This window comes from Saccharothrix sp. CCNWYY140 (assembly GCF_037401995.1).
GTDB lineage: Bacteria > Actinomycetota > Actinomycetes > Mycobacteriales > Pseudonocardiaceae > Actinosynnema.
The window spans coordinates 1-24,521 of sequence record NZ_JBBEGC010000009.1; the positions used below are offsets into that span (position 1 = coordinate 1).

General features: G+C 73.5%; 12 protein-coding genes. All 12 read left to right on the plus strand.

Features of this window, described 5'->3' with window-relative positions; translation table 11 throughout:
- The first annotated feature begins 241 nt into the window (after window positions 1-241).
- The 12 genes from WBN91_RS07645 (at window position 242) to WBN91_RS07700 (ending at window position 24,518) form a co-directional block, all read left to right on the plus strand.
- Window positions 242-907: a TetR/AcrR family transcriptional regulator gene (locus tag WBN91_RS07645; protein WP_337722557.1), complete on the plus strand. Its 666-nt coding sequence runs from the start codon at window positions 242-244 to the stop codon at window positions 905-907.
- Between the two features lie 51 nt (window positions 908-958).
- Window positions 959-2,125: a metallophosphoesterase gene (locus WBN91_RS07650; protein WP_337722558.1), complete on the plus strand. Its 1,167-nt coding sequence runs from the start codon at window positions 959-961 to the stop codon at window positions 2,123-2,125.
- Between the two features lie 257 nt (window positions 2,126-2,382).
- Window positions 2,383-2,598, plus strand: coding sequence for an MbtH family protein (locus tag WBN91_RS07655; protein WP_337722559.1), 216 nt, complete (start codon window positions 2,383-2,385; stop codon window positions 2,596-2,598).
- Between the two features lie 136 nt (window positions 2,599-2,734).
- On the plus strand, window positions 2,735-8,362 hold the full coding sequence (locus WBN91_RS07660; RefSeq protein ID WP_337722560.1) for an amino acid adenylation domain-containing protein: 5,628 nt from the start codon (window positions 2,735-2,737) through the stop codon (window positions 8,360-8,362).
- On the plus strand, window positions 8,359-11,430 hold the full coding sequence (locus WBN91_RS07665; RefSeq protein WP_337722561.1) for an amino acid adenylation domain-containing protein: 3,072 nt from the start codon (window positions 8,359-8,361) through the stop codon (window positions 11,428-11,430). Before WBN91_RS07660 ends, WBN91_RS07665 begins: the two co-directional genes overlap by 4 nt.
- Window positions 11,427-12,887, plus strand: coding sequence for an FAD-dependent oxidoreductase (locus tag WBN91_RS07670; protein ID WP_337722562.1), 1,461 nt, complete (start codon window positions 11,427-11,429; stop codon window positions 12,885-12,887). Before WBN91_RS07665 ends, WBN91_RS07670 begins: the two co-directional genes overlap by 4 nt.
- Before the next feature lie 80 nt (window positions 12,888-12,967).
- Complete coding sequence (locus WBN91_RS07675) at window positions 12,968-13,651, plus strand: DUF6875 domain-containing protein (protein ID WP_337722563.1); 684 nt, start codon at window positions 12,968-12,970, stop codon at window positions 13,649-13,651.
- A 2-nt stretch (window positions 13,652-13,653) separates the two neighbouring features.
- Window positions 13,654-16,857 carry an amino acid adenylation domain-containing protein gene (locus WBN91_RS07680; RefSeq protein ID WP_337722564.1) on the plus strand — a complete coding sequence of 1,068 codons (3,204 nt, stop codon included), beginning with the start codon at window positions 13,654-13,656 and terminating at the stop codon, window positions 16,855-16,857.
- Window positions 16,854-18,134, plus strand: a complete 1,281-nt coding sequence (locus WBN91_RS07685) for an MFS transporter (protein WP_337722565.1) — start codon at window positions 16,854-16,856, stop codon at window positions 18,132-18,134. Before WBN91_RS07680 ends, WBN91_RS07685 begins: the two co-directional genes overlap by 4 nt.
- Window positions 18,131-22,486, plus strand: a complete 4,356-nt coding sequence (locus tag WBN91_RS07690) for a non-ribosomal peptide synthetase (protein ID WP_337722566.1) — start codon at window positions 18,131-18,133, stop codon at window positions 22,484-22,486. The genes WBN91_RS07685 and WBN91_RS07690 overlap by 4 nt, the downstream gene beginning before the upstream one ends.
- A gap of 1 nt (window position 22,487) precedes the next feature.
- Window positions 22,488-23,486 (plus strand): class I SAM-dependent methyltransferase, encoded by a 999-nt coding sequence (locus tag WBN91_RS07695; RefSeq protein ID WP_337722567.1) that lies wholly within the window; start codon window positions 22,488-22,490, stop codon window positions 23,484-23,486.
- Window positions 23,487-23,546: 60 nt separating this feature from the next.
- Window positions 23,547-24,518: a phosphotransferase family protein gene (locus WBN91_RS07700; RefSeq protein ID WP_337722568.1), complete on the plus strand. Its 972-nt coding sequence runs from the start codon at window positions 23,547-23,549 to the stop codon at window positions 24,516-24,518.
- Window positions 24,519-24,521 lie beyond the last annotated feature (3 nt).

Genomic DNA, 24,521 nt, shown 5'->3' on the forward strand with positions numbered 1-24,521 from the left:
CGGCTGCAACCCCCGGAAAATGTGGTAGCCCTTCGGGCAGGCCATACGGGGATGACACAAGCAAGAAGCCCAAGTTGCGCTGTGTCCTCCCCGGCGGACTGCCCACTCGCCGGCTCCGCCGAAGAACCCGCGCTGCGCGCCGAAGAACCCGAGTTGCGCGCGGAGAGGGGGTGGGCTGCGGGCGGGGAGGTGCGTGTGTGAGGAGTGTTGGAACAGACCGGTGGTCCGCTAGCCTCTTCGCATGGAGTTTCGGCGGGCTCGGCGGCCCGAGCAGGTTGCGGCTCGGCGGGTGGCGATTCTTGATACTGCCGAGGCCATGTTGGGTGAGGTGCCGGTTACCGAGGTGAGTCTTCGGGAACTGAGCTGTCGGGTTGGGTTGGCCAAGTCCAACGTGTTGCGGTACTTCGACAGTCGGGAAGCCGTCTTCCTCGGGGTGCTTGATCGGCGGTGGGCGGCCTGGTTGGACGATGTCGAGGGTGCCATTCGGGAGGCTCGGGTTGAGGGTGTTCCCTATGGGCGGGCGATTGCTGTTGCCACGGCTCTCGCCGAGTCTGTGGGGCGTCATGCGTTGTTGTGTGATCTTGTCGCCTCGATGGCGGGGGTGTTGGAGCGCAACATCGGGCTGGATACCGCTCGTGCGGTGAAGGCGCGGGCCACCGATCACACCGCTCGGTTGGCCGACCTTGTGCGTGCTGAGCTTCCTCAGCTTGACGAGCCCGCCGCCACCCGGTTTGCGCGGTCGGTGTTGGTTGTCATTGCTGGGTTGTGGCCGCATGCGCAGCCTACCGACGAAGTCGCTCGGGCTTCCGCCGAGTTGGGGTTGCCGCCTGCTGCCGAGCTGTTCGCCACCGACTTGCGTGAGGCACTGGTGAACCAGCTCATCGGGCTGGTCGTTCGGGCCAGTTGACCGCGTACGATTAGAGCCCACTGGTCCGTTAACGAGCACGGAGGCGCTTCTATGGCCACCACCGACGCCCCGCCCCGGCAGTCCGCGCGCCGCCGGACCGTGTTCCTCGCGGTGTTGACGGTGATCAGCACCTTGCTGTTCTGGGTGCCGTGGACCGGGCTGTTGGCACCTGGCGCGCAGTGGCCGGTAGGCGTGACCGTCGTCGGGACGGCCGTGATCGTCGCTGGGTGGGTGGCGTTGCCGCTGTTGGTGGTTCGGGCGTTCACCCGCGGCTCGGATGGGGCCACCCGGATCGCCATGCCGTTGTTGGGGATCGCGTGGATCGCGTTCGCCTGGACGTTGGTCACGCACCTCCTGCGGCTTGTGTTGGCGATCGCGGGGGTGGAGAACCCATTCCGCGCGCGGCTGGTTGCGGTGTTGCTGTTGGTGATCGTGGTGGGCCTCACCCTGCACGGCTACCGGCAGGCGATGCGCGTGCCGCGTGTGCGCCGGCAGGACGTGGTGCTCCCGCGTCTGGACCCGGCCTTCGACGGGCTCACCATCGCCGTGCTCGCGGACACCCACTACGGCCCCATCGACCTCGCTGAGTGGTCGCGTCGGACCGTGCAGCGGGTCAACGAGTTGAACGCCGATGTCGTCGTGCACGTCGGTGACATCGCGGACGGCACTGTAGAGCAGCGCCGCGACCAGTCCACCGCCTTGGGTGACGTCCAAGCGCCGCAACGGTTCTACGTCTCCGGCAACCACGAGTACCTGAGCAACGCCCAGGCGTGGATGGAGCACATGGCCGAGCTGGGCTGGACCTCCCTGCACAACCAGCACCGCGTGCTCGAACGCGACGGCGCACGGCTGGTGTTCGCGGGCATCGACGACATCACCGCCGTGCACTCCGGCGAAGAAGGTCACGGGGCGGACCTGGCGTCGGCGCTCGCGGGCGTCGAGGCGACCGACCCGGTGGTGTTGTTGGCGCACCAGCCCAGCGAGATCGGCAAAGCGGTCGAGGCGGGCGTGGACCTCCAACTGTCCGGGCACACCCACGGCGGCCAGATCTGGCCGTTCCACCTGCTCGTGCGACTCCAGCAACCGGTCCTGCAAGGGCTGTCCGACCACGGCGAGCGCACCCGCCTCTACACCAGCCGGGGCGCGGGGTTCTGGGGACCGCCGTTCCGCGTCTTCGCGCCCTCCGAGATCTCGCTGCTGACGCTGCGCTCGCGGTGACCCCATCGGATCGGGACCGTTCGGCACCCCGGCCTCCCCCGGGTGAGCGATCGGCCGGTGTTCGAATGTCGCAGCAATACCCGTTTCCGTGATCGGCCGACCACGGGCGGCAACGATCGATAGCGTATTCGAATAACCGGAGAACCGATCACCGAATGAACGGTTCGACCGTTCAGTGGATTTTCCGAAAGTCTGCCCGACGCGTAGCGTTGCCTGACCGGCGACCGCCCGCCGGCGAAGGGCAGGAGAACACCGTCATGAGCGACGAGAACACGGATGGCCGTGAATTCCTGGTCGTGGTGAACAACGAGGAGCAGTACTCGGTCTGGTTCGCCGACCGCGAGCTCCCGCTCGGCTGGCGCGCCGAGGGCACAGCCGGGACCAGGCAGGAGTGCCTCGACCACATCGCCGCGGTGTGGACGGACATGCGGCCCCGCAGCGTGCGGGAGCACCTCGCCGCGCACGGCGGCTGAGTCCGGCGCCGGGCCGCGCCGCGGTGCGGACGGCGGCCGTTCCACCACGTGATTCCACACCTTTTTGCGAGCGGTCGAAGGCTGCCCTGAAATAGCGGGCCCTTTCGACATGCCCGTTTGTTTGGGGGAGGCTTTGGTGTACCCGGATCCGGTTGTCCGGACCACGCCCGCACTGCCGTTGCAGAGCGGGATGCTCGCCGCCGGTCTGCGCGACCCGGCCGCGGGCACGGACGTGATCCAGTGCGTGCAGCGGTTCGCCACACCTTCCGAGGCGCGGGCGTGCCTGGCGGCGTGGCGCAGGGCGGTCGAGCGGCACCCGGTGCTGCGGGCGCGGTTCCGGTGGCGGCCCGACGGGCTGGCCGAGCAGTGGTTCGGCCCGGCGGAGGACGTGCCGGTGCTGGTCGACGACGGGGTGACCGACCTCGACGGGTTCCTGGCCGCCGACCGGCGGCAGGGGGTGGACCCGGTGGCCGGGCCGCCGCTGCGGGTGCGGTTGCTGCCGGGCGGGGTCGTGGTGGCGACCTTCCACCACGCGATCCTGGACGGCCGGTCGCTGGCGATCCTGCTGTCGGAGATCGACGACGACTGCGCCTCCGGCGGCACCACGACCTTCCTCGACCGCCCCGAGTTCGCCGACTACGTCCGCTGGTACGCCGAGCGCACCGCACCGGAGCACCCGCTGGCCGCGCAGGACCGCGAGTTCTGGGCGCGCGAACTGGCCGGGCTGCCGGAGCCGGGGCTGTTGCCGTTGGAGCACAGCGGTTCCGCGACACCGGTGATGGGTGTGGCCACCGCCGACCTGTCCGACACGGAGACCGCCGCCGTGCGCGCGCTGGCCGCCGTCGCCGGGGTCACGGTGAACACGGTCGTGCTGGCCGCCTGGGGTCTGGTGCTGGCCACCCACGCCCGCGGTCAGGAGGCCGTGTTCGGCGTGACCCGCGCGGCCCGGCACGGCTCGGTGCCCGGCGCGGAGGACATGGTGGGCCTGCTGCTGGCCACCGTGCCGCTGCGGCTGCCCGTGGACCTCGACGCGCCCGTGTCGCAGTGGCTGCGGACGGTCCGGGAGCGGTCGGTGGCCGCCCGCGACCACCAGTTGACGCCACTGCCGGACATCCAGCGCGCCGCCGGGCACGACCAGCTCATGCGCAGCCTGGTGCTGTTCGAGCACCGCGAGATCAACACCGTGCTGTCCGCCCGGCCCACCGCGCCCGCCGGCCGGACCGTGCACATCCTGCGCAGCCCCGGCTACGCGATGACGCTGTACGCGTTCGCCGAGCCGCACCTGAGCGTGCAGCTGATCCACGACGCGACCCGGTTCCCCGACTGGGCGCCCGACGCGCTGCTCGGGCAGTTCCGGGAGCTGCTGGCGGGCATGGCCGAGGCGCCGGACCGGCCGGTGCGGGAGCTGACCGAGCCGCGCGGCGCGGAGCTGGTGCGGCTGGTGGAGAAGTGGAACGACACGGCCGTGGAGTACCCGGCGGACGCGACCGTGCCGGAGCTGTTCGCCGAGCAGGTGCGGCTGCGGCCGGACGCCGACGCCGTGCACTCCCCCGACGGCTGGCTGTCCTACGCCGAGCTGGACCGGCGGTCCAACCGGGTGGCGCACGCGCTGCTGGCGCGCGGGGCGCGGCCGGACGAGCCGGTGGGCCTGGCGCTGCCGCGCGGGGCGGACCTGGTGACCGCGATGCTGGCGGTGGTGAAGACGGGCGCGGCCTACCTGCCGCTGGACCCGGCCAACCCGGCGGCGCGGGACGCGGCGGCGTTGCGGGAGTCCGGGACCCGGCTCGTGCTGACCGACCGCGAACGTCCGCTGCCCGAAGGGGTTTCCGGCCTCCTCCTGTCCTCTGTGGACGGACCGGACGGGCCGGTGCCGCCGCGGGCGCACCCGCTGAGCGTGGCGTACGTGAACTACACGTCCGGTTCGACCGGGCGGCCCAAGGGTGTGGCGGTGCCGCACCGGGGTGTCGTGCGCCTGGTGAGTCAACCGAACTTCGGGCGGTTCGGGCCGGGGCAGACGTTCCTGCACCTGTCCGCCACCGCGTTCGACCTGACGACGCTGGAGGTGTGGGGCGCGCTGCTGACCGGTGGCCGGGTGGTGGCCGCGCCCGAGGGTCCGCCCGACCCGGCGGTGCTCGGCGCGCTGGTGCGCGAGCACGGGGTGAGCGTGCTGTGGCTGACCGCCGGGCTGTTCCACCAGGTCGTGGCGCACGCGCCGGAGGTGCTGGAGCCGGTGGCCCAGCTGCTGGCCGGCGGTGACGTCCTGGCCCCGGACGCCGTGCGGTCCGCGCTGGTGGCGCGCGGCGGCAAGCCGGTGGTCAACGGGTACGGGCCGACCGAGAACACCACGTTCACCACGTGTGCCGTGCTCACCGACCCCCGGCAGGTCGGGGCGACGGTGCCGATCGGGACGCCGGTCCAGCGCAGCACGGTGTACGTGCTGGACGAGCGGATGCGGCCGGTGCCGGTGGGCGTGCCCGGCGAGCTGTACACCGGGGGCGCGGGCCTGGCGCGCGGGTACTGGGCGAACCCGGCGCTGACGGCGGAGAAGTTCGTGCCGGACCCGTTCGGGGTGCCCGGTGGGCGGCTGTACCGGACCGGTGACCTGGCGCGGTGGCGGCCGGACGGGGTGCTGGAGTTCCTCGGGCGGGCGGACCAGCAGGTGAAGGTGCGCGGGTTCCTGGTGGAGCCGGCCGAGGTGGAGGGCGTGCTGCGGGAGTGCGCCGGGGTGGCCGAGGCGGTCGTGCTGCCGACCGGTGACGGCGAGGCCCGGCACCTGGTCGCGTACGTGACCGGCGCGGTGGACGTGCCCGCGATGCGCCGGCACGTGGAGTCCCGCTTGCCCGCCTACCTGTGCCCCGCGCACTACGTCGTCCTGGACGAACTACCCCTGAACCGCAGTGGGAAGGTCGACCGGGCCGCGCTCCGAGCGGTGTCCTTGCCAGGGAAGCGCTCCGGCACCCCGCCCACGCCCGGGACGCAGCAACGCCTGGCGAGCCTCTGGCAGGCACTGCTGGGCGGCCCGGAAGTGCACGCGGAGGACGACTTCTTCGCGGTCGGCGGCAACTCGCTGCTCGCGGTGCGACTGGCGTTCCGGGTGCGCGAGGAGTTCGGCGTGGACGTGCCGGTCGCCGAACTGCACCGCGCCCGAACGCTGGCCGCGTGCGCGGCGGTCGTCGACGGCACCCGCAACGCCCGGACCCTGACCACGATCACCCGCCGCGACCGGACCGCCTACCGCATCCCCGCGCCGCGCACCCCCGTGCGCACCACGTCCGACGACCACCTCGTGGTCCCCCAAGGCACGGGCAAGTGGGCCGTGTGGCGCTGGGTCGAGTTGCGGGGCACCGGGTTCGGCATCCAGCCGCTGCTCGACATCGCCTCCCCCGACGCCGCCCGCGCCGCCGAAGCGGTGCTCGCGGCCGACGAGATCGTGAGCGAGGCCCGGTGGGCCGCGTTCAAGGCGTTGCGAGCCGTCGAGGACGCGGCACAAGGCGAGGAACGCTCGACACTGCGGCGCATCGGCCGACTGGTGCGCAAGGGCCGGTTCGCCGAAGCGCGGGCCGCGCTGGACGGGCCACCCGAGGTGGACGCCGCCCTGGCCACCGCCGCCCAAGCCGCCGCACGGCACGAAGCCACCCTGGCCGAGTACACCGCCGTGTTCGAGCGGAGCCGCGAGCGCACGGCCGACGTCCTCCACGGGATCAGCGGGGACGCCAAGTTCCGGGAAGCGGTCGCCTGGCAGAACCCCCGTGCCCTCCAGACCGCCGTGGACGCCCTGCACCGCAGCACGAGCCGGGTCCGCAACGTCGACTACCGGCGCTGGGAGCACACGGTCGTCAGCTACCTCCAGCGCTACTGCGCCAAGAACGACACCATCGGCTTCTTCGGCCCGGTCGGCTGGGCGCGCGTGGCCGACGGGGCCGCGCTCACCGTCCGCCCCGGCCCCGACCTGGTCGACCGCCGCACGGTCTACCTGGAGAACTGGGCCGTCCACGAACTCGCCGAGGCGCTGACCACCGACGCCGTCCGGCCGTGGGCGGTGCCGCGCCGGATGCCGTTCCTCGACCTCGACCACGACACCCTGCACGTCCCGCTGGCCGACCCGATCACGCTCCCGCCGCTGGACGCCGCCGTGTTCGCCGCGTGCGACGGCCGCCGCCGGGCCGTGGACATCGCCGACCACCTCGGCGTCGACCGGCAGGACGTCCTGGACACCCTCGACCGCCTGCGCCAGGCCAAGCGGATCGCGTGGACGCTGGAAGTGCCGCCGTCCGCGCTCACCCCGGAACTGGCCCTGCGCAAGCAGATCGACGCCATCGACGACGCCGAGACGCGCACCGAGGTCGCCGGCAAGCTCGACGGCATCGAGCGGGCGCGGGACGCGATCAAGGACGCGGTCGGCGACCCGGACCGGCTCGTCGCTGCCATCGGCGACCTCCAGGAGGAGTTCACCGCCATCACCGGCGCGGAGGCCGTGCGCCGACCGGGCCTGTTCTACGCGGGCCGGACGCTGGTGCACGAGGAGTGCCGCAGGGACCTGGAAGTCACGCTCTCCCCCGCCCTCCTGGACACCCTGTGGCCGGCCCTGGAACTGGTCCTCGAAGCCGCCCGCTGGTTCACGGCCGCGGGCGCGGCCCTCTACTCCCGCGCGCTGCGGGAGGTGTTCACCAAGAACGCCGGCGGCCGGTCGGAGGTCCGGCTCGCGGACTTCTGGCTGTGGGCCAACGACACCATCTTCCGACTCGACGACCGCCTGCTGGACCGCCTGGTCGCCGCACTCCAGCACCGCTGGGCCACGGCGCTGGGCGAGGGCCACCACCACTCCGTCAACGACGTGCGGGAAGCCGTGCTGGAGGCGTTCGCCGCCCCCAGGCCCGGGTGGCGCGGGGCGGTGCAGCACAGCCCGGACGTGCTGCTGGCGGCCAAGGACGCCGACGCGGTCCGGAATGGCGACTTCCAGTGGGTGCTCGGCGAGGTCCACCCCGGCGTGAACACCATGAGGTCCGCGCTGTTCGTCTCCCAGCACCCCGATCCCGCGCAACTGCGGCAAGCGATGGCACGGGACATGGCCGGGCCGCGGGTCGTGCTCACGACGACCCGCGAGCAGGGCGGCACGCCCCAGCGCCTCGCCGACGCCCTGGTGCTGCCGGAGGACCTGCGGATCGTGTTCGGCCACGACTCGTGCGGCCCGGACCTGGAAGGCGCGGTCCCCGTGGGCGCCTGCACGGTGGTCGACGTCGGCGGCAAGCTCAAGGCCCGCAGCCGCGACGGCCGCGTGGACCTCGACCTGGTGGAACTGCTCAACGAGCAGATCATGGCGCAGCTGGTCCAGAAGTTCCGGCTGCTGCCGGCGGGCGCGCACACCCCGCGCACCACGCTGGACCGGTTGGTGATCACCCGGGAGGGCTGGCAGCTCAACGCCGCCGCCAGCCGGTTCGCCTTCGCCCCCGACGAGCCGAGCCGGTTCCTGGGCGCGCAGGCGTGGCGGCGGGAGCACGGCATCCCCCGGTTCGTGTTCGTCAAGAGCCCGGTGGAGCACAAGCCGTTCTACGCGGACCTGGAGAGCGGTCCATCGGTGGAGTTGTTCGCGCACGCGGTGCGCGCGTTGGAGCGGGAGAAGCCGGACGCGTCGCTGGCCGTCGGCGAGATGCTGCCGGGGCCGGACGCGTTGTGGCTGACCGACGCGCACGGCAACCGGCACACCGCGGAATTCCGGCTGGTCGCCGTCGACCGCCGCGGTTGGCACCAAGGAGGAACGCGGTGAGCACGGTGACCCCCGAACTGTTCCGGTTCCCGGCTTCGTCGGGGCAACGCCGGCTGTGGCTGCTCGACCAGCTCATGCCCGCCACCCCGGTCTACAACATCGGCTGGCGGGTGGCGCTGGACGGGCCGCTGGACCCCGACGCCCTGCGCGCGGCGCTGAACGCGGTCGTCGCCCGGCACGAGGCGCTGCGGACCCGGTTCGCCGACGAGGACGGCGTGCCGGTGCAGGTGGTGTCCGAGGCGCAGCCCGTGCCGCTGCCGGTCCTGGAGACCGACGACGTGGACGGGGCCGTGCGGCGGCTGGTGCGCGAGCCGTTCGACCTGCACACCGGTCCGCTGCTGCGGGCGACCCTGGTCAACCACGAGGTGCTGGTCCTGGTGCTGCACCACAGCATCGCCGACGGCTGGTCGTGCGCGGTGCTGTTCGACGAGCTGGCGCGCTGCTACGCCGGGGACACCGACCTGCCGGAGCTGCCCGTCCAGTACCCGGACTACGCGCTGTGGCAGCAGGAGCAGGTCGAGGCCGGCGCGTTCGCCGACGACGCCCGCCACTGGGCGCAGGCCCTGCGCGGCGCGCCGACCGTGCTGCCCCTGCCCACCGATCACCCGCGCCCGGCCTCCCCCACCGGGCGCGGGGCCGAGCTGCGGCGGGAGCTGGCGGTGGCGGACGGGTCGTTCGCGCACCTGTTGGCGCTGTTCCAGTGCGTGCTGCACCGGGTGACCGGGCAGGCCGATTTCCTCCTCGCCACCCCGGTGGCGGCGCGCACCCGTCCGGAGACCGAGGGCCTGGTCGGGTTCGTCGCCAACACCCTGCCGCTGCGGGCGACCTTCGAGCCGGACACCACCCTCGGCGAGGTCACGGCGGCGGCCGAGCAGGCGACCGTGGCGGCGTTGGAGCACCAGGACCTGCCGTTCGAGCAGGTGGTGGACCTCGTCGCACCCGAACGGACCTTGGCGCACGCGCCGCTGGTGCAGGTGATGTTCGCGGTCGAACCGCTGCCGCCGGCGCGGCGGGCGGGCGCGCTGACCCTGCGGCCGGAGCCGGTGTCCAACGGTGGCGCGAAGTTCGACCTGTCCCTGACCGTGGAACGGGACGGGGACAGGTGGTTCGGCCGCTGGCAGTACGACGCCGAACTGTTCGATGAAGCCACGATCGCGGCTCTGCACCACGCTTTCGCCACCCTCACCGCGGGCGTCGACCCCGACACGAAGGTCGCCGAACTGCCCCTCGTCACGACCCCCACGCCCCAAACCCCTGCCCAGGCCACCGAAACCGCGCTCGACGTGATCGTGAAGGCGCTCGCCGCGCACCCCGACGCGGTGGTGGAGAAGCTGACGTACCGGGAACTCGACCGCGCCGCCAACCGCCTCGCGCACGCCCTGAAGTCGGTCGGCGCGCGCCCGGACGACCCGGTGGCGCTGTGCCTGGACCGGGGCGAACCCACGATCATCGGCATCCTCGCCGCGTGGAAGGTCGGCGCGGGCTACCTGCCGTTGGACCCGTCGTGGCCGGTCGAGCGCCTGACGACGATGGCGGTCGACGCCGGCGCGCCGATCGTGGTCACCGACGCGGCCTCCCGGGAGAAGACCGGTGTGCTGCGCGGGCCGTGGGCCACGGTGGACGTCACCGACGCCACCGGTCCGGGCACCCCGCCGGACGCCGTGCCGCCGATCCCGGAAAGCCTGGCGTACATCATCTACACCTCGGGTTCCACCGGGAAGCCCAAGGGTGTCCGGGTCACGCACGGCGGTCTGGCCGCGCTGCTGACGTCGATGGACCGCCTGTTGGACCTCTCCCCCGACGACCGCCTCGCCTCCATCAGCACACCCGCGTTCGACGTGTCCACGGTGGAGATGCTGGTGCCGCTCATGAGAGGCGCCGGGTTCACCGCGATCCCGGCGGCGGACGTGGCCGACGGGGCGCTGCTGCGGCAGCGGATCGCCGACTCCGGGGCCACGGTCGTGCAGGGCGGTCCGGCGAGTTGGCGGATGGTCGTGGCGGCCGGTGGCGTGCCCGCGCGGGTCCGGCTGCGGGTCACCGGCGGCGAGGTGCTGCCCCGGGACCTGGCCGACGACCTCCAGTCCCACGGCGCCACCCTGGTCGACGGCTACGGCCCCACCGAGACCACCGTGTACTCGACGGCCGGCGTGGTGCCGGACAGCCCCGCGCCGATCCGGCTCGGCCCGGCGGTCGACGGCACCACCCTGCACGTGCTGGACCCGTTGCTGCGCCCGGTCCTGCCCGGCGTGATCGGCGAGCTGCACATCGGCGGCGCCGGGGTCGCCCGCGGCTACCACGGCCTGCCCGCGCTGACCGCCGACCGGTTCCTCCCCGACCCGTTCGGCGGCGGACGCCTCTACGCCACCGGCGACCTGGTCCGGCCACGCGCGGACGGCCTCCTGGAGTTCCTGGGCCGCGCCGACCGGCAGGTCAAGGTCCGCGGGTTCCGCATCGAGCCCGGCGAGGTCGAGGCCGTGCTGCGGGCGCACCCGGCCGTGGCCGACGCCGTGGTCACCACGTGGTCGGCTGGTGCGGCGGACGTCCGGCTCGTCGCGCACGTCGTGCTGCGCCGGCCCGTCGCCGACCTGCGCCCGCACCTGGCGGCCAAGCTGCCCGAGTACATGATCCCGGCCGCACTGGTGGAGCTGCCCGCCCTGCCGCGCACCGGGACCGGCAAGATCGACCGGGCCGCGCTGCCCGAGCCCACGTGGACCGGGGCGGCCACCGAGCACGTGCCACCGCGCGACGACACGGAGGCGGCGCTGGCGCGGATCTGGCAGGACGTGCTGAGCCTGCCGGACGGCGTCGGCGTGCACGACAACTTCTTCGCCCTGGGCGGCCACTCCCTGACCGCGACCCAGATGCTGGCCCGCGTCCGCACGGCCCTGGGCGCGGACCTGCCGCTGGCGGCCCTGTTCGCCGCACCCACCATCGCGGGCCTGCGGGCTGCCCTGGACACCGCGGAGGCCGGGACACGCGGTCCCGCGCCGCTGCTGGACCAGCTGGACGACCTGTCCGACGCGGAGATCGACCGGCTGCTGGGCACGTTGAGCGAGGACGAGCTGTGAGCGGCACGGCGAGCGCGGGCAGGGCTGTTGTGAGCGGCACGGCGAGCGCGGGCAGGGCTGCGGCGAGCGCGGGCGGGACTGCTGTGGGCCGCGCGGTGGTGGTGGGCGCGGGTCTGGCGGGCTCGCTGGTGTCGGTCTACCTGGCCCGGCGCGGGTACGCGGTCCGGGTGCTGGAGCGGCGGGAGGACCCGCGCACGCCCGGCGCCCGCGAGGCGGGCCGGTCGATCAACCTCGGCCTGTCCCAACGCGGGATCGTGGCCCTGCGCGAGATCGGCCTGCTGGACACGCTCAAGCCGCTGACCGTGCCGATGCGCGGCCGGGTCGTGCACGCGCCCGACGGGGCGCTGCGCTTCCAGCCCTACGGCACCGAGGAAGACCAGATCCTGCACTCCGTGCTGCGCCACGACCTCAACGTGGCCCTGATCGACGAGGCCGAGAAGCAGGGCGTCGAGTTCCTGTGGGGGCGCAAGGTCGTCGGGCTGGACCGCGAGAAGCCGTCCGTGACCACGGAAACCGACGAGATCGAGGCCGACCTGGTGGTCGGCGCGGACGGGGCGTTCTCCGCCGTGCGCACCCACCTCGGCCGGGGCCGCCGGATGACCCTGCACCAGGAGTACCTGGAGTGGGGGTACAAGGAGCTGCTGATCCCGGTCGGCGACGACGGCGAGCCGCGCACCGAGTTGCGGGCGCTGCACGTGTGGCCGGGGGACGACGGGCTCATCGTGGCCCACCCCAATGCGGACGGCTCGCTGACCGCCACGGTGTTCCTGTCGTTCGACGGACCGCACGGCTTCGCCGGGCTGGACACACCCGCGCGGGTGCGGGAGTTCTTCGCCCGCCGCTTCCCCGACACGCTGACGCTGATCCCGGACGTGGTGGAGCAGTTCCTGGCCCACCCGCCGGCGAGCCTGGTCACCATCCGCACCGCGCCCTGGCACGTGGCCACCGGAGCGGGTCGCGGTGTGGTGCTGCTGGGCGACGCAGCGCACGCCGTGTACCCGTTCTTCGGTCAGGGCATGAACGCGGCCTTCGAGGACTGCTCGGTGCTGGACCGCTGCCTGGCCGCCCACCCGCACGACCTGCCGAAGGCCTTGGCCGCCTTCGAGGACGCCCGCCGGCCGCACACCGACGTGCTCGCGGAGCTGTCCAAGCGCAACTTCGTGGAGCTGCGCGCGAAGCTGCGGTCGCCGCTGTTCCTGGCCCGCAAGAAGGCCGACCTGGTGCTGCACCGGCTGTTCCCGCGTTCCTGGGTGCCGCTCTACACCCTGATCGCCCACACGACCACGCCCTACGGCGAAGCCCTGGCCCGTTCGAAGCGCCAGGACCGCCTGTTGGCCACCACGACCGCGCTCACCGGCGCGGCACTGGCGGGACTCGCACTGCGTTGGATTGCGTCGCCTCCGGCGCCGCGGCGAGGCCGCCTGGAAGTCGGCTCATCGCGCCGCCTTTCCCGGTGATCGAAAAGAGTGATCGCCGGGAAAGGCGACACGACAAGCCGACGCGGCCTCGCCAGAGTCCGCCGCAGAAGGCAGGTGAGATGATGCTGATACACCCGAACCGGCCGGCCCACCCCCTGGTCGAGCCCGGTGACTTCCGCGCCGAACAGCTCCCCGACGAGGTCGCCGCCCACGAAGCGGCGCTGCGGACGGTGTTCGCGTGGGCGGGCGACTACCTGTGCGCCCCGCACCCCGAACTGGGCCGGCGCGGCGACGTGTGCCCGTTCACCGACACGTCGATGCAGAAGGGCCTGTTCTTCCTGTCCGTGCACCCCGGCCGCCCGACCGAGCCGGCCGAGCTGGCGGACCTGCTGCTGCACTACCGCGACTGGTTCGCCGAGCTGGAGCCGCGCACCGGGCCGGGCGCGCAGTTCAAGACGATCCTCGTGCTGTTCCCGGAGCTGCGGGAGCCCGCCGCCTGGTCCGTCGTGGACCGGACCCAGCGGCTGCTCAAACCCGAGTACACCGCCAACGGCCTGATGGTCGGCGAGTTCCACCCCGGTCCGCCGGACAAGGCCGGCCTGTGGAACCCGGTGTTCCGCCCGTTGAACAGCCCGGTGCCCATGCTGGCCATCCGGCACATGGTGCCCACGGACTTCCCGTTCCTGCGCGACGACGACGTGACCCTCACCGCGTACCTGGAGCGCTTCGGCGACCGGGTGCCCTCGCACCTGCGCGGCGACGTCCGCGCCGCCGCCGACCGACTCGCCACGTCCGGGAGCTGACCATGACCCACCCCGACGCCGGGTCCGCCGCGCGCAAGCGGGAGCTGCTGGCCCGCAGGCTGCGGGAACGGGCGGCGAAACCGGCCGCCTACCCGCTGTCGTTCGGGCAGCAACGCCTGTGGTTCCTGGAGAAGTTCGCGCCTGGCGGCGCGGTCTACAACATCCCGCTGGGCCTGCGCCTGCGCGGACCGCTGGACAAGGCCGCGCTCCGCAAGGCACTGGACGCCGTGGTGGCCCGTCACGCGGCCCTGCGCACCACCTTCCCGGACTCCGGCGGCGAGCCCGTGCAGCTGGTCGCACCGACCGGCGCGGCCACCGTCGAGGACTTCGAACTACCCGAGGGCGACCGGGACGCCCTCGCGCGGGCGTTCGCCGACCAGCGCGGCGCGGTGGGCTTCGACCTCCAGCGCGGGCCGCTGTTCACGGCCTCCCTGGGCCGGTTCGCCGACGACGACCACGTGCTGGTGCTCAACCTGCACCACATCACCTCCGACGCCTGGTCGCTGTCGGTGCTGCTGCGCGAGCTGGGCGAGGGGTACGCGGCAGCGCTGGACGGGCGCGCGGCGGACCTGCCGGACCTGCGGTTGCAGTACCCGGACTTCGCGGTGTGGCAACGGGACCGGATGGGGGGCGAGGTCGCGGAGGCCCACCTGGACCACTGGGCGCGGCACCTCGACGGCGCCCCCGAACTGCTGACCCTGCCGACCGACCGGCCGCGCCCGGCCGTGAGCACCTACCGGGGCGCGCTGCGGTACGGCGACGTCCCGGCGGGCACGCTGGCGGCGCTGGAGTCGTTGGCGCGCAAGCACGGCGTGACCCTGTTCATGGTGCTGCTGGCGGCGTTCTCAGCCCGGCTGGGCCGGTTGGCGGGCCAGGACGACGTGGTCGTCGGCACCCCGGTCGCCGGCCGCTCCCACCCCGACCTGGAGAACCTGATCGGGTTCTTCGTCAACACGATCGCCCTGCGCACCCACGTCGGCGACGACCCCACCTTCGCCGAACTGCTGGAACGCGCCAAGAAGTCCACTGTGGACGGACTCGCGCACGCCGAGCTGCCGTTCGAACGGCTAGTGGAACACCTGCGCCCCCAACGCAGCCTGGGCCACGCGCCGCTCTTCCAGGCCCAGCTCATCCTCCAGAACACGCCACCACTGGCCATCGGCCTGCACGGGCTCGCAGTCGAGTCGATCACGCCGGACCCGGGCGTCTCGAAGTTCGACATCACGGTGGCCGCCGAGCACCGCGGCGACGCGCTCGCGCTGGGCGTCGAGTACAGCACGGACCTGTTCGACGAACCCACCATCGCCGACTTCACCGACCGCCTGATCGCCCTGCTCACGGCCGCCGCCGAGCACCCGGAGCGGCGGATCTCCGAGCTGGACGCGCTGACCGGTGTGCGCCGCTGGGAGGTGCTGGAGGGCTTCAACGCCACCGATCTGCCGCTACCGGAGGCCACCACCGCCCTCGACCTGATCTCCGGCGAACCCGACGCGCCCGCGGTCGGCCCGCTGACCTACCGCGGGTTGGACGAACGCTCGGACCACATCGCGGCGCTGCTGCAAGCCCACGGCGTGGGCCGGGGTTCGCTGGTCGCCCTGCACCTGCCGCGCACGTCCGACCTGGTCGCGGCCGTCCTCGGGGTGTGGAAGGCGGGCGCGGCCTACGTCCCGCTCGACCCCGGCTGGCCGTCCTCCCGGCTCGCGCTGATGCTCGCGGACTCGGGCGCGGAGGTCCTGCTGACCGACCCGGCGCTGGAACCGTTGCCGTGCAGGACCATCCTCGATCTGGATGACGTGAAACCGGCGCGACCCGAGCCGTGTCCGATGCACGCCGAAGACCTGGCTTACGTGATCTACACGTCCGGCTCGACCGGCACGCCCAAGGGCGTCGAGGTGCCGCACCGGGCCGTGGTGAACCTGCTGGTGTCGTTCCAGCAGCTGTTCGGGCTGACCCCGGAGGACCGGCTGGCGGCGGTCACCACGCTGTCGTTCGACATCTCCGTGCTGGAACTGCTGCTCCCCCTCACCGCCGGCGCGTCGGTCGCGGTGGTGCCGCCGGAAGTCGCCGGCGACGGCCCGGCGTTGCGGGACGCGCTCGCGGGCGTGACCGCGCTGCAAGCGACCCCGGCCACCTGGCGGCTGCTGGTCGAGGCGGGTGGCGTGCCGGACCACGTCACCACGAGGATCTGCGGCGGCGAAGCGCTCCCCCGTGACCTCGCCGACGACCTGCTGACCGACGACACCCTGCTGTGGAACGTCTACGGCCCCACCGAGACCACCGTGTGGTCGTCCGCCGGGCTCGTCGACCCCTCGCCCGCGCCCGTCGTCCTCGGCCCGCCCATCGGCAACACCCGCCTGTACGTCCTGGACGCCGGCCTGGAGCCGGTGCCGCCGGGCGTGGTGGGCGAGCTGCACATCGGCGGGCTCGGCGTGGCACGCGGCTACCACGACCGGCCGGGGCTGACCGCGAGCCGGTTCGTGCCCGACCCGTTCGCCACGACCCCCGGTGCGCGGCTGTACGCGACCGGGGACCTGGTCCGCCACCGCGCCGACGGCACGCTGGAGTTCCTGGGCCGTGCCGACCACCAGGTGAAGGTGCGCGGGTTCCGGATCGAGCTGGGCGAGGTCGAGGCCGCGCTGGTGGACACCGGCGAGGTCCGGCAGGCCGTCGTGGTGCCCCGGGACGCCCGGCTGGTCGCCTACCTGGTCACCGACCACCCGGTCGACTGGGCGCGGCTGCGCGCGGCGCTGGCCGGGCGGCTGCCGGACTACATGCTGCCCGCGACCGCCGTCGTGCTGGACGCGTTCCCGCTGACCCCCAACGGCAAGATCGACCGCCGGGCGCTGCCCGAGCCGGACTGGACGGCCGCCGGCGACCGGGTGCCGCCGCGCAACGCCGTCGAGGAGGTGCTCGCGGGCATCTGGCGCGAGGTGCTGGCGGTGCCCGAGGTCGGGGTGCACGACGACTTCTTCGCGCTGGGCGGCCACTCCCTGCTGGCGGCCAAGGCGTTGGCGCGGGTGCACGGTGCGTTCGCCGTGGCGGTGCCGATCGGCCGGATGTTCGCCGCGCCGACCGTGGCGGGCCTGGCGTCCACCCTGCTGGCGCTGGACGAACCGGACCGCATCACGGCCGTCGCGGAACTGCGGGTGCAGCTCGCGGGGCTGTCCGACGAGGAGGTCGCGGCCATGCTCGGGGAGGGCTCGTGAAGCGGTTCGCGGTGGTGTGGGCCGGGCAGCTGGTCAGCGTGATCGGCTCGGCGCTGACCGCGTTCGTGCTGGGCGTGTGGGTGTACCTGGGCACGGGGTCGGTGACCCAGTTCGTGCTGATCCAGTTCTGCGCGGTGGTGCCGGGCATCCTGCTCGCGCCCTACGCGGGCGCGGTCGCCGACCGGTACGACCGGCGCAGGATCATGCTCCTCGCCGACTCGGGCGCGGGCCTGGTGACCGCGTTGCTGCTGGTGTCGGTGAGCACGGGTTCCCTTGCCGTGTGGCAGGTCTACGTGGCTTCGGCGCTGACGGCCACGCTGAACTCCTTCCACATCATCGCCTACCAGGCGCTGGTGCCCGCTCTCGTGCCGGCGGAGCACCTGGGGCGGGTCAACGGCCTGATGCAGCTCACCCAGGGCGTGCAGATCGCCGCGCCGCTGGTGGCGGGTGCGCTGCTCGGCCTGGTCGGACTGCGCGGCGTGCTGGTCATCGACGTGGTGTCGATGGTCTTCGCGGTCGCCGCGCTGCTGCTGGCCCGGCTTCCCGCGGGCGCGAGCGGGAGCCGGGGCAGCGGCGCCCAGGGGTTGGGCGCGGGACTGCGGTGGCTGCGCGGCGCCCCGGGGCTGTTCACGCTGTGCGCGGTGTTCGGGGCGTGGAACTTCCTGTTCGCCGTCGCGGGCGGGCTGGTGCAGCCGCTGATCCTGTCGTTCTCCTCCCCGGCCACCCTGGGCGTGCTGATGGCGGCGGGCGGCAGCGGGTTGTTCGTCGGCGGCCTGGTGATGGGCGCGTGGGGCGGGCCGAAGCGGCGGGTGCACGGCATCTACGCCGGGCTGGGCCTGGGCGGGGTGTTCCTGGTGCTGCACAGCCTCGCGCCCTCGCCGTGGCTGATCGGGGTGGCCGCGCCCGCGTTCCTGTTCACGTTGCCGCTGATGAACACGTGCTGCGTGACGTTGTTGCAGACCAAGGTGGACAAGGACGTGCTGGGCCGGGTGCTCGGCGTGGTGCGGACCCTGTCCACGGCGGCGATGCCCATCGCCTACCTGGTGATCGGCCCGCTGTCCGACGGCGTGGCCGAACCGCTGATGGCGCCCGACGGCGCGCTGGCGTCCTCGCTGGGCGCGGTCATCGGCACCGGCGAGGGGCGCGGCATCGCCCTGATCTTCCTCGTGGTCGGCGGGCTGATGCTCGCGCTGACCGCGTTCGCGTGGTCCCGGCCCCGGCTGCGGACCGTGGACGACCTGCCCGACGCGGTCATTCCGGAGAGGACCCACTCGTGACCGAACTGTCCGACCACCGCGAGCGGCTGCTGGAGCGCCTGCTCGCCCAGCGCGGCCTGGCGGGCCGTTCCTCCAGCGTGCCGCGCCGGCCGGAGGGCGCGGTCGTGCCGTTGACCGGCAACCAGCGCGGGCTGTGGCTGACCAGTCGGCTGGGGTTGGACTCCGGGGCCTACGCGATGTTCGCGGCGCTGCGGGTGCACGGCGAGGTCGACGTCGAGCAGTTGCAGCGGGCCGTGGACGTCGTCGTGGACCGGCACGAAGCCCTGCGCACGCGGATCGTGGACGACGAGGGCACGCCGGCGCAGCGGGTGGCGGCGGAGCTGTCGGTGCCGGTCGTGGCGACCGAGCTGGAAGGGTCGCTCGAAGACCTGGTCGTGTCCGAAGTGGACACACCCTTCGACCTGGAGGACGGCCCGCTGGTCCGGGTCCGGCTCATCCGGATGCCCGGCTCGTCGGCCTTGGTCGTGACCGCGCACCACATCGTGTGCGACGACCTGTCCCTGGGCCTGGTGGCCCGGGAGATCGGCGACGTCTACGCGGGTGTGCCGCTGGAACCGGTCGGGGCGCAGTTCCCCGACTACGCGCACTGGCAGTCCGGGCGGCTCGCGGACGGCGAACGCCAGCGCCAACTGGACCACTGGGCCGACCGGCTCGCGGGCGCGCCCGACGTGCTGGACCTGGCCGCCGACCGGCCGCGCACCCGGCACCGGACGGTCGCCGGCGGCAGCCACCGGTTCGTCGTGCCCGCCGCCCTGGCCGCACGGCTGGCCGAGCTGACCCGCGCGCACGGCTGCACCACCTTCGCGGGGCTGCTGGCCGCGTTCGGCCTGGTGCTGTCCCGCCGGTCCGGCACGGACGACCTGGTCGTCGGCTCGCCGACCACGCACCGGCCGTTCCCCGAGCTGGAGCGGTCGGTGGGCATGTTCGTCACCACGACCGCGCTGCGCCTGGACCTGTCCGGCGACCCGACCGTGGCGCAGCTGCTGGCCCGCGCCAAGGCCACCGCGATCGACGCCCTCGACCACGCCGAGGTGAGCTTCGACGAGGTCGCCGCCCGCGTCGCACCCCGCCGGGACGTGGCGCACCACCCGCTGTTCCAGGTCATGCTGGTGCTCAACCGGGGCGGCGGCGCCGGGCGGTGGGCCGGGCTGCCCGCCGAGCCGCTGACCGTGGACCGGGGCACCAGCCGGTTCGACCTGACCCTGCACGTCCGCGAGACCGACGGCGACTGGCCCGCGAACCTCGACTACAGCACGGACCTGTTCGAGCCGGACACCGTGGCCGGGTTCGCACGCCAGCTGCTGACCGTGCTGGAGTCCTGGACCGCAGACAGCCGGCTGTCCGAAGTGGACTGGATCTCCGAGGACGACCGGGCGGCGGCCGAGCGGCTCAACGACCAACCGGCCCCGGACACCCCGGACGTGCTGGACCGCATCGCCGAGCAGGTCGCCGCGCATCCGGACACGACGGCCGTGCTGGAGGTAGGCGGCTCGTCGCTGACGTTCGCGCAGCTGGACCGGCGGGCCAACAAGGTCGCCCACGTCCTCGCGGACCTCGGTGTCGGGCCGGAGGTCCCGGTCGGGCTGGCGCTCAAGGCCGGGACGGACGCGCTCGTGGCGCTGCTGGCGATCCTCAAGGCCGGCGGCGCGTACGTGCCGCTCGACCCGGCGCACCCGCCCGCCCGGCTAGCCGGGTTGCTCGCCGACTGCGCCGCGCCCGTGGTGATCACCGCGCCCGGCACGCGTGACCGGTTCGGCGACTACCACGGGGCGCTGCTGGACACCGCCGACGACGCTTTCACCGGGGAAGCCGCCGAACCGCCTGCGGTCGAGACGTACCCGGGCCGATTGGCGTACGTGATCTACACGTCCGGCTCGACGGGTGTGCCCAAAGGCGTGCAGGTGCAGCACGACACGCTGGCCAACCTCGCGCGGACGTTCGTCGACCTGCACGACTTCGGGCCGGGCGACCGGATCCTGATGATCCCGCCGCTGAGCTTCGACGCGTCCGTGGGTGACGTGTTCCCGGCGTGGTGCGCGGGCGCGGCGGTGGTCGTTCACCCGGAGCCCGCCGCGATCGGCGGCCCGGACCTGCTGCGGCTGTGCGCCGAGCACGACCTGACCGCCGTGGACGCCCCGGCCGCGCTGTGGAAGCGATGGGTGGCCGACCTGGAGGGCGTGACCGACACCGGGAGCCCGTTGCGGGTCATGATGATCGGCGGCGAGGCCGTGCCGCCGGCGACGGTCGCCCAGTGGGCCGCCGCCACCGGGGTCGAGCTGGTCAACCACTACGGGCCGACCGAGACCACGGTGTGCGCGACGGCCTACCGGACGGTGGACGCGTCGGAAGTCACCGCGTCCACGCTGCCCATCGGCCGGCCGCTGCCCGGTGTCCGGGCGTACGTGCTGGACCGGGACCTGCGGCCGGTCGCGGTGGGCGTGCCCGGACAGCTCCACATCGGCGGTCGCGCACCGGCACGCGGGTATCGGGGCGACCCGGCACGCACGGCGTCGGTGTACCTGCCGGACCCGACGGTCCCGGGCGGCCGGATGTACGCGACCGGTGACCTGGTGCGGCTGCTGCCGGACGGGACGCTGGAGTTCCTGGGCCGCGCGGACGACCAGGTCAAGCTGCGCGGGCACCGGATCGAGCCCGGCGAGGTGCGGGCCGCGCTGCTCGGGCACCCCCGCCTGGCAGAGGCGGCGGTGGCCGTGCGGTCGGACACCCTGGTCGCCTACGTGGTGCCGCGCCCCGGGCAGACCGCGCCGGAACTGGACGAGCTGCGGGCGTTCTGCGCCGAGCACCTGCCCGAGGCCATGCTGCCCGGCGCGCGGGTGGTGCTGGAGGAACTCCCGCTCACCGCGCACGGCAAGGTGGACGTGCGCAGGCTGCCCGAGCCGGTGGTGGCCGCCAAGCCCTACGAGCCGCCGCGCACGACCGTCGAGCGGGTGCTCGCGGAGATCTGGTCGGAGGTGCTGGACGCGCCCCTGGTCGGCCGGCACGACTCGTTCTTCGGCCTGGGCGGGCACTCGCTGATCGCGGCGGCCGTGCTGGCCAAGGTCCGGTCGCTGCTGGGCGTCACCGTGCCGCTGCGGGCCTTGTTCGCCACCGCCGACCTCGCCGAGTTGGCCGAGGTGGTGGAGAGCGCCGCCGCGTCGGACCACACGTTCGCCAAGCGGTACTCCTCGGGGCTGCCCAGCGTCGAGCAGATGTGGCGGGACGCCACGCCGCCCGACGACGTGGTCCCGCACGGCCCGGTGGTGACCGGTGCGCCGCAACGGGTCCTGCTGACCGGCGCGACCGGGTTCCTCGGCGCGCACCTGCTGGCCGAACTGCTCGGGCGGACCGAGGCCGAGGTGCACTGCCTGGTGCGGGCGGAGACGCCGGCAGTCGCGTCCGCGCGCCTGCGCGCCAACCTGCGCCGGGCGCACCTGGACGTGCCCGAGGACGTGCTGACGCGGGTCGTGCCGGTGGTGGGTGACATGTCGAAACCCATGCTGGGCTTGGAGTCCCGCGAGTTCGACGCGTTGGCCGAGGGCATGGACGCCGTCTACCACAACGGCGCGGTGATGAACTTCGTGCTGACCTACCAGTGGATGATGCCGCCGCACGTGGGCAGCACCGTGGACGTCCTGCGCCTGGCCACCCGCTACCGGACCAAGCCGCTGCACCTGATGTCCACGCTCGGCGTGTTCCTCGGCGCGTCCTACGACCGGCAGGTGGTCACCGAGTCCGACCGGCCGGAGGACCCGGCGGGCCTGGACACCGGCTACCACACCACGAAGTGGGTCGCCGACATGATGGGCGTGCTGGCCCGCGACCGCGGTGTCCCGGTGTCGATCCACCGGATCGCCGCGATCGTCGGCGACGTGCGGACCGGCACGGCCAAGACCGAGTCCTACCTGAGCCGCCAGATCGCCACCTGCGCGCAGACCGGGGCCGTGCCGCGCACCGAGGACGTGATCGACATGCTGCCGGTGGACCGCCTCGCCGCCGCCATCGCCGGCCTGTCCACCCGCCCCGACCAGGTCGGCCGCGACTTCCACTACTACCGCGCCGACGGCTTCCGCTACGCCGACCTGGGCGACGTGCTGACCGCCAAGGGCTACCCGACCAAGGCGCTGGAGTACCACGACTGGCGGGCGCTGATGCTGGAGAGCCCCGACAGCGCCTTCGGCCCGCTGGCGTTCGGCCTCACCACCACCCGCCGCGCCCACCCCGTGTTCGACTGCTCGGCCACGTGGGCCGCGGCGGCGGAGTGCGGCGTGGAGTTCCCGCCCGCCGACGCCGAGATGATCGGCCGCCACATCGACTTCCTCGCCACCGCGGGCGTCCTGCCGGAAAGGTCCTGACATGCCACTGCACCTCGAACCCGGCGACGGCCCGCCGTCCTTCGTGGACCTGATCGCCACGGCGGGCTACCGCGCGATGGCGGCGGCGCTGCGCCTGGGCGTCTTCGCCGCCCTGTCCGGCGAGCCGCTGACCGCCAAGGACCTGGCGGCGGCCCTGGGCACCGACCCGCGCGGCACGGGCCTGCTGGCCGAGGCGCTGGTCGCGTTCGGCTACCTCGAACGCGACGGCGACACCTACCGCAACACCGCGCCGACGCAGAAGTGGTTGTCCGGCGACGGGTACAGCGAGGTCGACCGGTTCTGGGCGAGCGTGCTGTTCGAGTCGTGGGACGGCCTGGAGGACTCGATCCGCACCGGCACCCCGGCCCTGGACTTCTACGGCTGGCTGTCCGACCGGCCGGAGGCGCTCCAGCGGTTCCAGCGGATGCTGTCCGGGCACGCCGACAGCATCGCGCCGGAGGTCGCCACCCACGTGCCGGTCGGCGCCACCCTGCTGGACGTGGGCGGCGGCCACGCCAAGTACGCGATCCGCCTGTGCACGGCCCACCCCGACCTGCGGGCCACGGTCATCGACCTGCCCGAGGCCCTGGCGGTGGGCGCCGAAGCCGTGGCGGCGGCGGGGCTGGCCGACCGCGTCACCCTGCGTCCGGGCGACTACGACGACCTCGACCTGGGCACGGACTTCGACACCGTGCTGCTGTTCAACGTGGTCCACGGCCGGACCGCGCCCGCCAACCGGGTCCTGCTGGACCGGGTGGCCGCCGCGCTGCGCCCCGGCGGGTCGGTGGTGCTGCTGGAGCACGACGAGCACAGCGAGGACCGGGCCAGCGACGCGTTCGCCCGCGTGTTCAGCCTCAACCTGTTCCACGGCCAGGGCGGCCAGGTCTACCCGGCGTCCGAGATCACGTCGTGGCTCACGGCGGCCGGTTTGACCGACCCGACCACCCACCCGCTGCGCACGTCACCGGGTCAGTCGCTGATCATGGCCCGGCGCCCTTGACCCGTCCGCCGCCGACAGGCAGGGTGGGAGCGCTCCCAACCCACTGAAAGCGGAACACCCTTGCAGAGTCGGACCAAACGCCACCTGTCCCCGCAAGACCTCGACGCCTTGGTGCACCGGTCCCTCGGCGTCGGCTGCCGCCTGGAGACCGAGCTGACCGACGGCTGGTTCAACACGGCCTACCGGGTCCGGCTCCACGACGGCCGGGCCGCCGTGGTCAAGCTGGCGCCGCCGGCCGACGCGGCGGTCCTGCGGTACGAGCGCGGCATCATGGCGACCGAGGCCCTGGTCTACCGGCGGCTCGCGGCGCTGCCCGACGTCCCGGCCCCGGACCTGCTCTGCGCGGGTGCGGACTTCCTCGCCGTCTCTGTGCTGGACGGCGTGCCGTGGGACAAAGCGGTCGACCTGCCCGAGGACACCCAGCGGGCGTTGCGCCGCGAGCTGGGCGCGATCACCGCCCGGCTGCACACCCTGGCCCCGGAGGGTGGCCGGTTCGGCTACCCGGCGGCGGAGTCCGCGCTGTCCGCCCCGAACTGGCGGACGGCGTTCACCGGCATGGTGGACGCGCTGCTGGCCGACGCCGAGCGCTGGGGGACGCCGCTGGGCGTGACCCCTGAGGAAGTCCGGGCACTGGTGGCCGCGGGCGGGTACGCCCTCGACGAGGTCACCGAGCCCCGGCTGGTCCACTTCGACCTGTGGCCGGGCAACATCTTCGTCGACGTGCCCGACGACGGTCCGCCCCGGATCACCGGGCTCATCGACCACGAGCGGGCGTTCTGGGGCGACCCGGCGGCCGAGCTGGTGTCCCTGGCCTTCGGCGGCGACACGGGTCCCGACAGCGACCTCGTGGCCGGGTACACCGCGGCCGGCGGCACCCTCGACGACTCCCCCGCCTTCCGGCACCGGCTGGCCCTCTACCACCTCTACCTGGGGCTGCTGCTGGTCATCGAGTGCGGTCCGCGCGGCTACGGCCCCGACCACGTCGAGTTCTGCCGCGGGCTGCTGGCCCAGTACCTCGACAAGCTGCGGTGACGG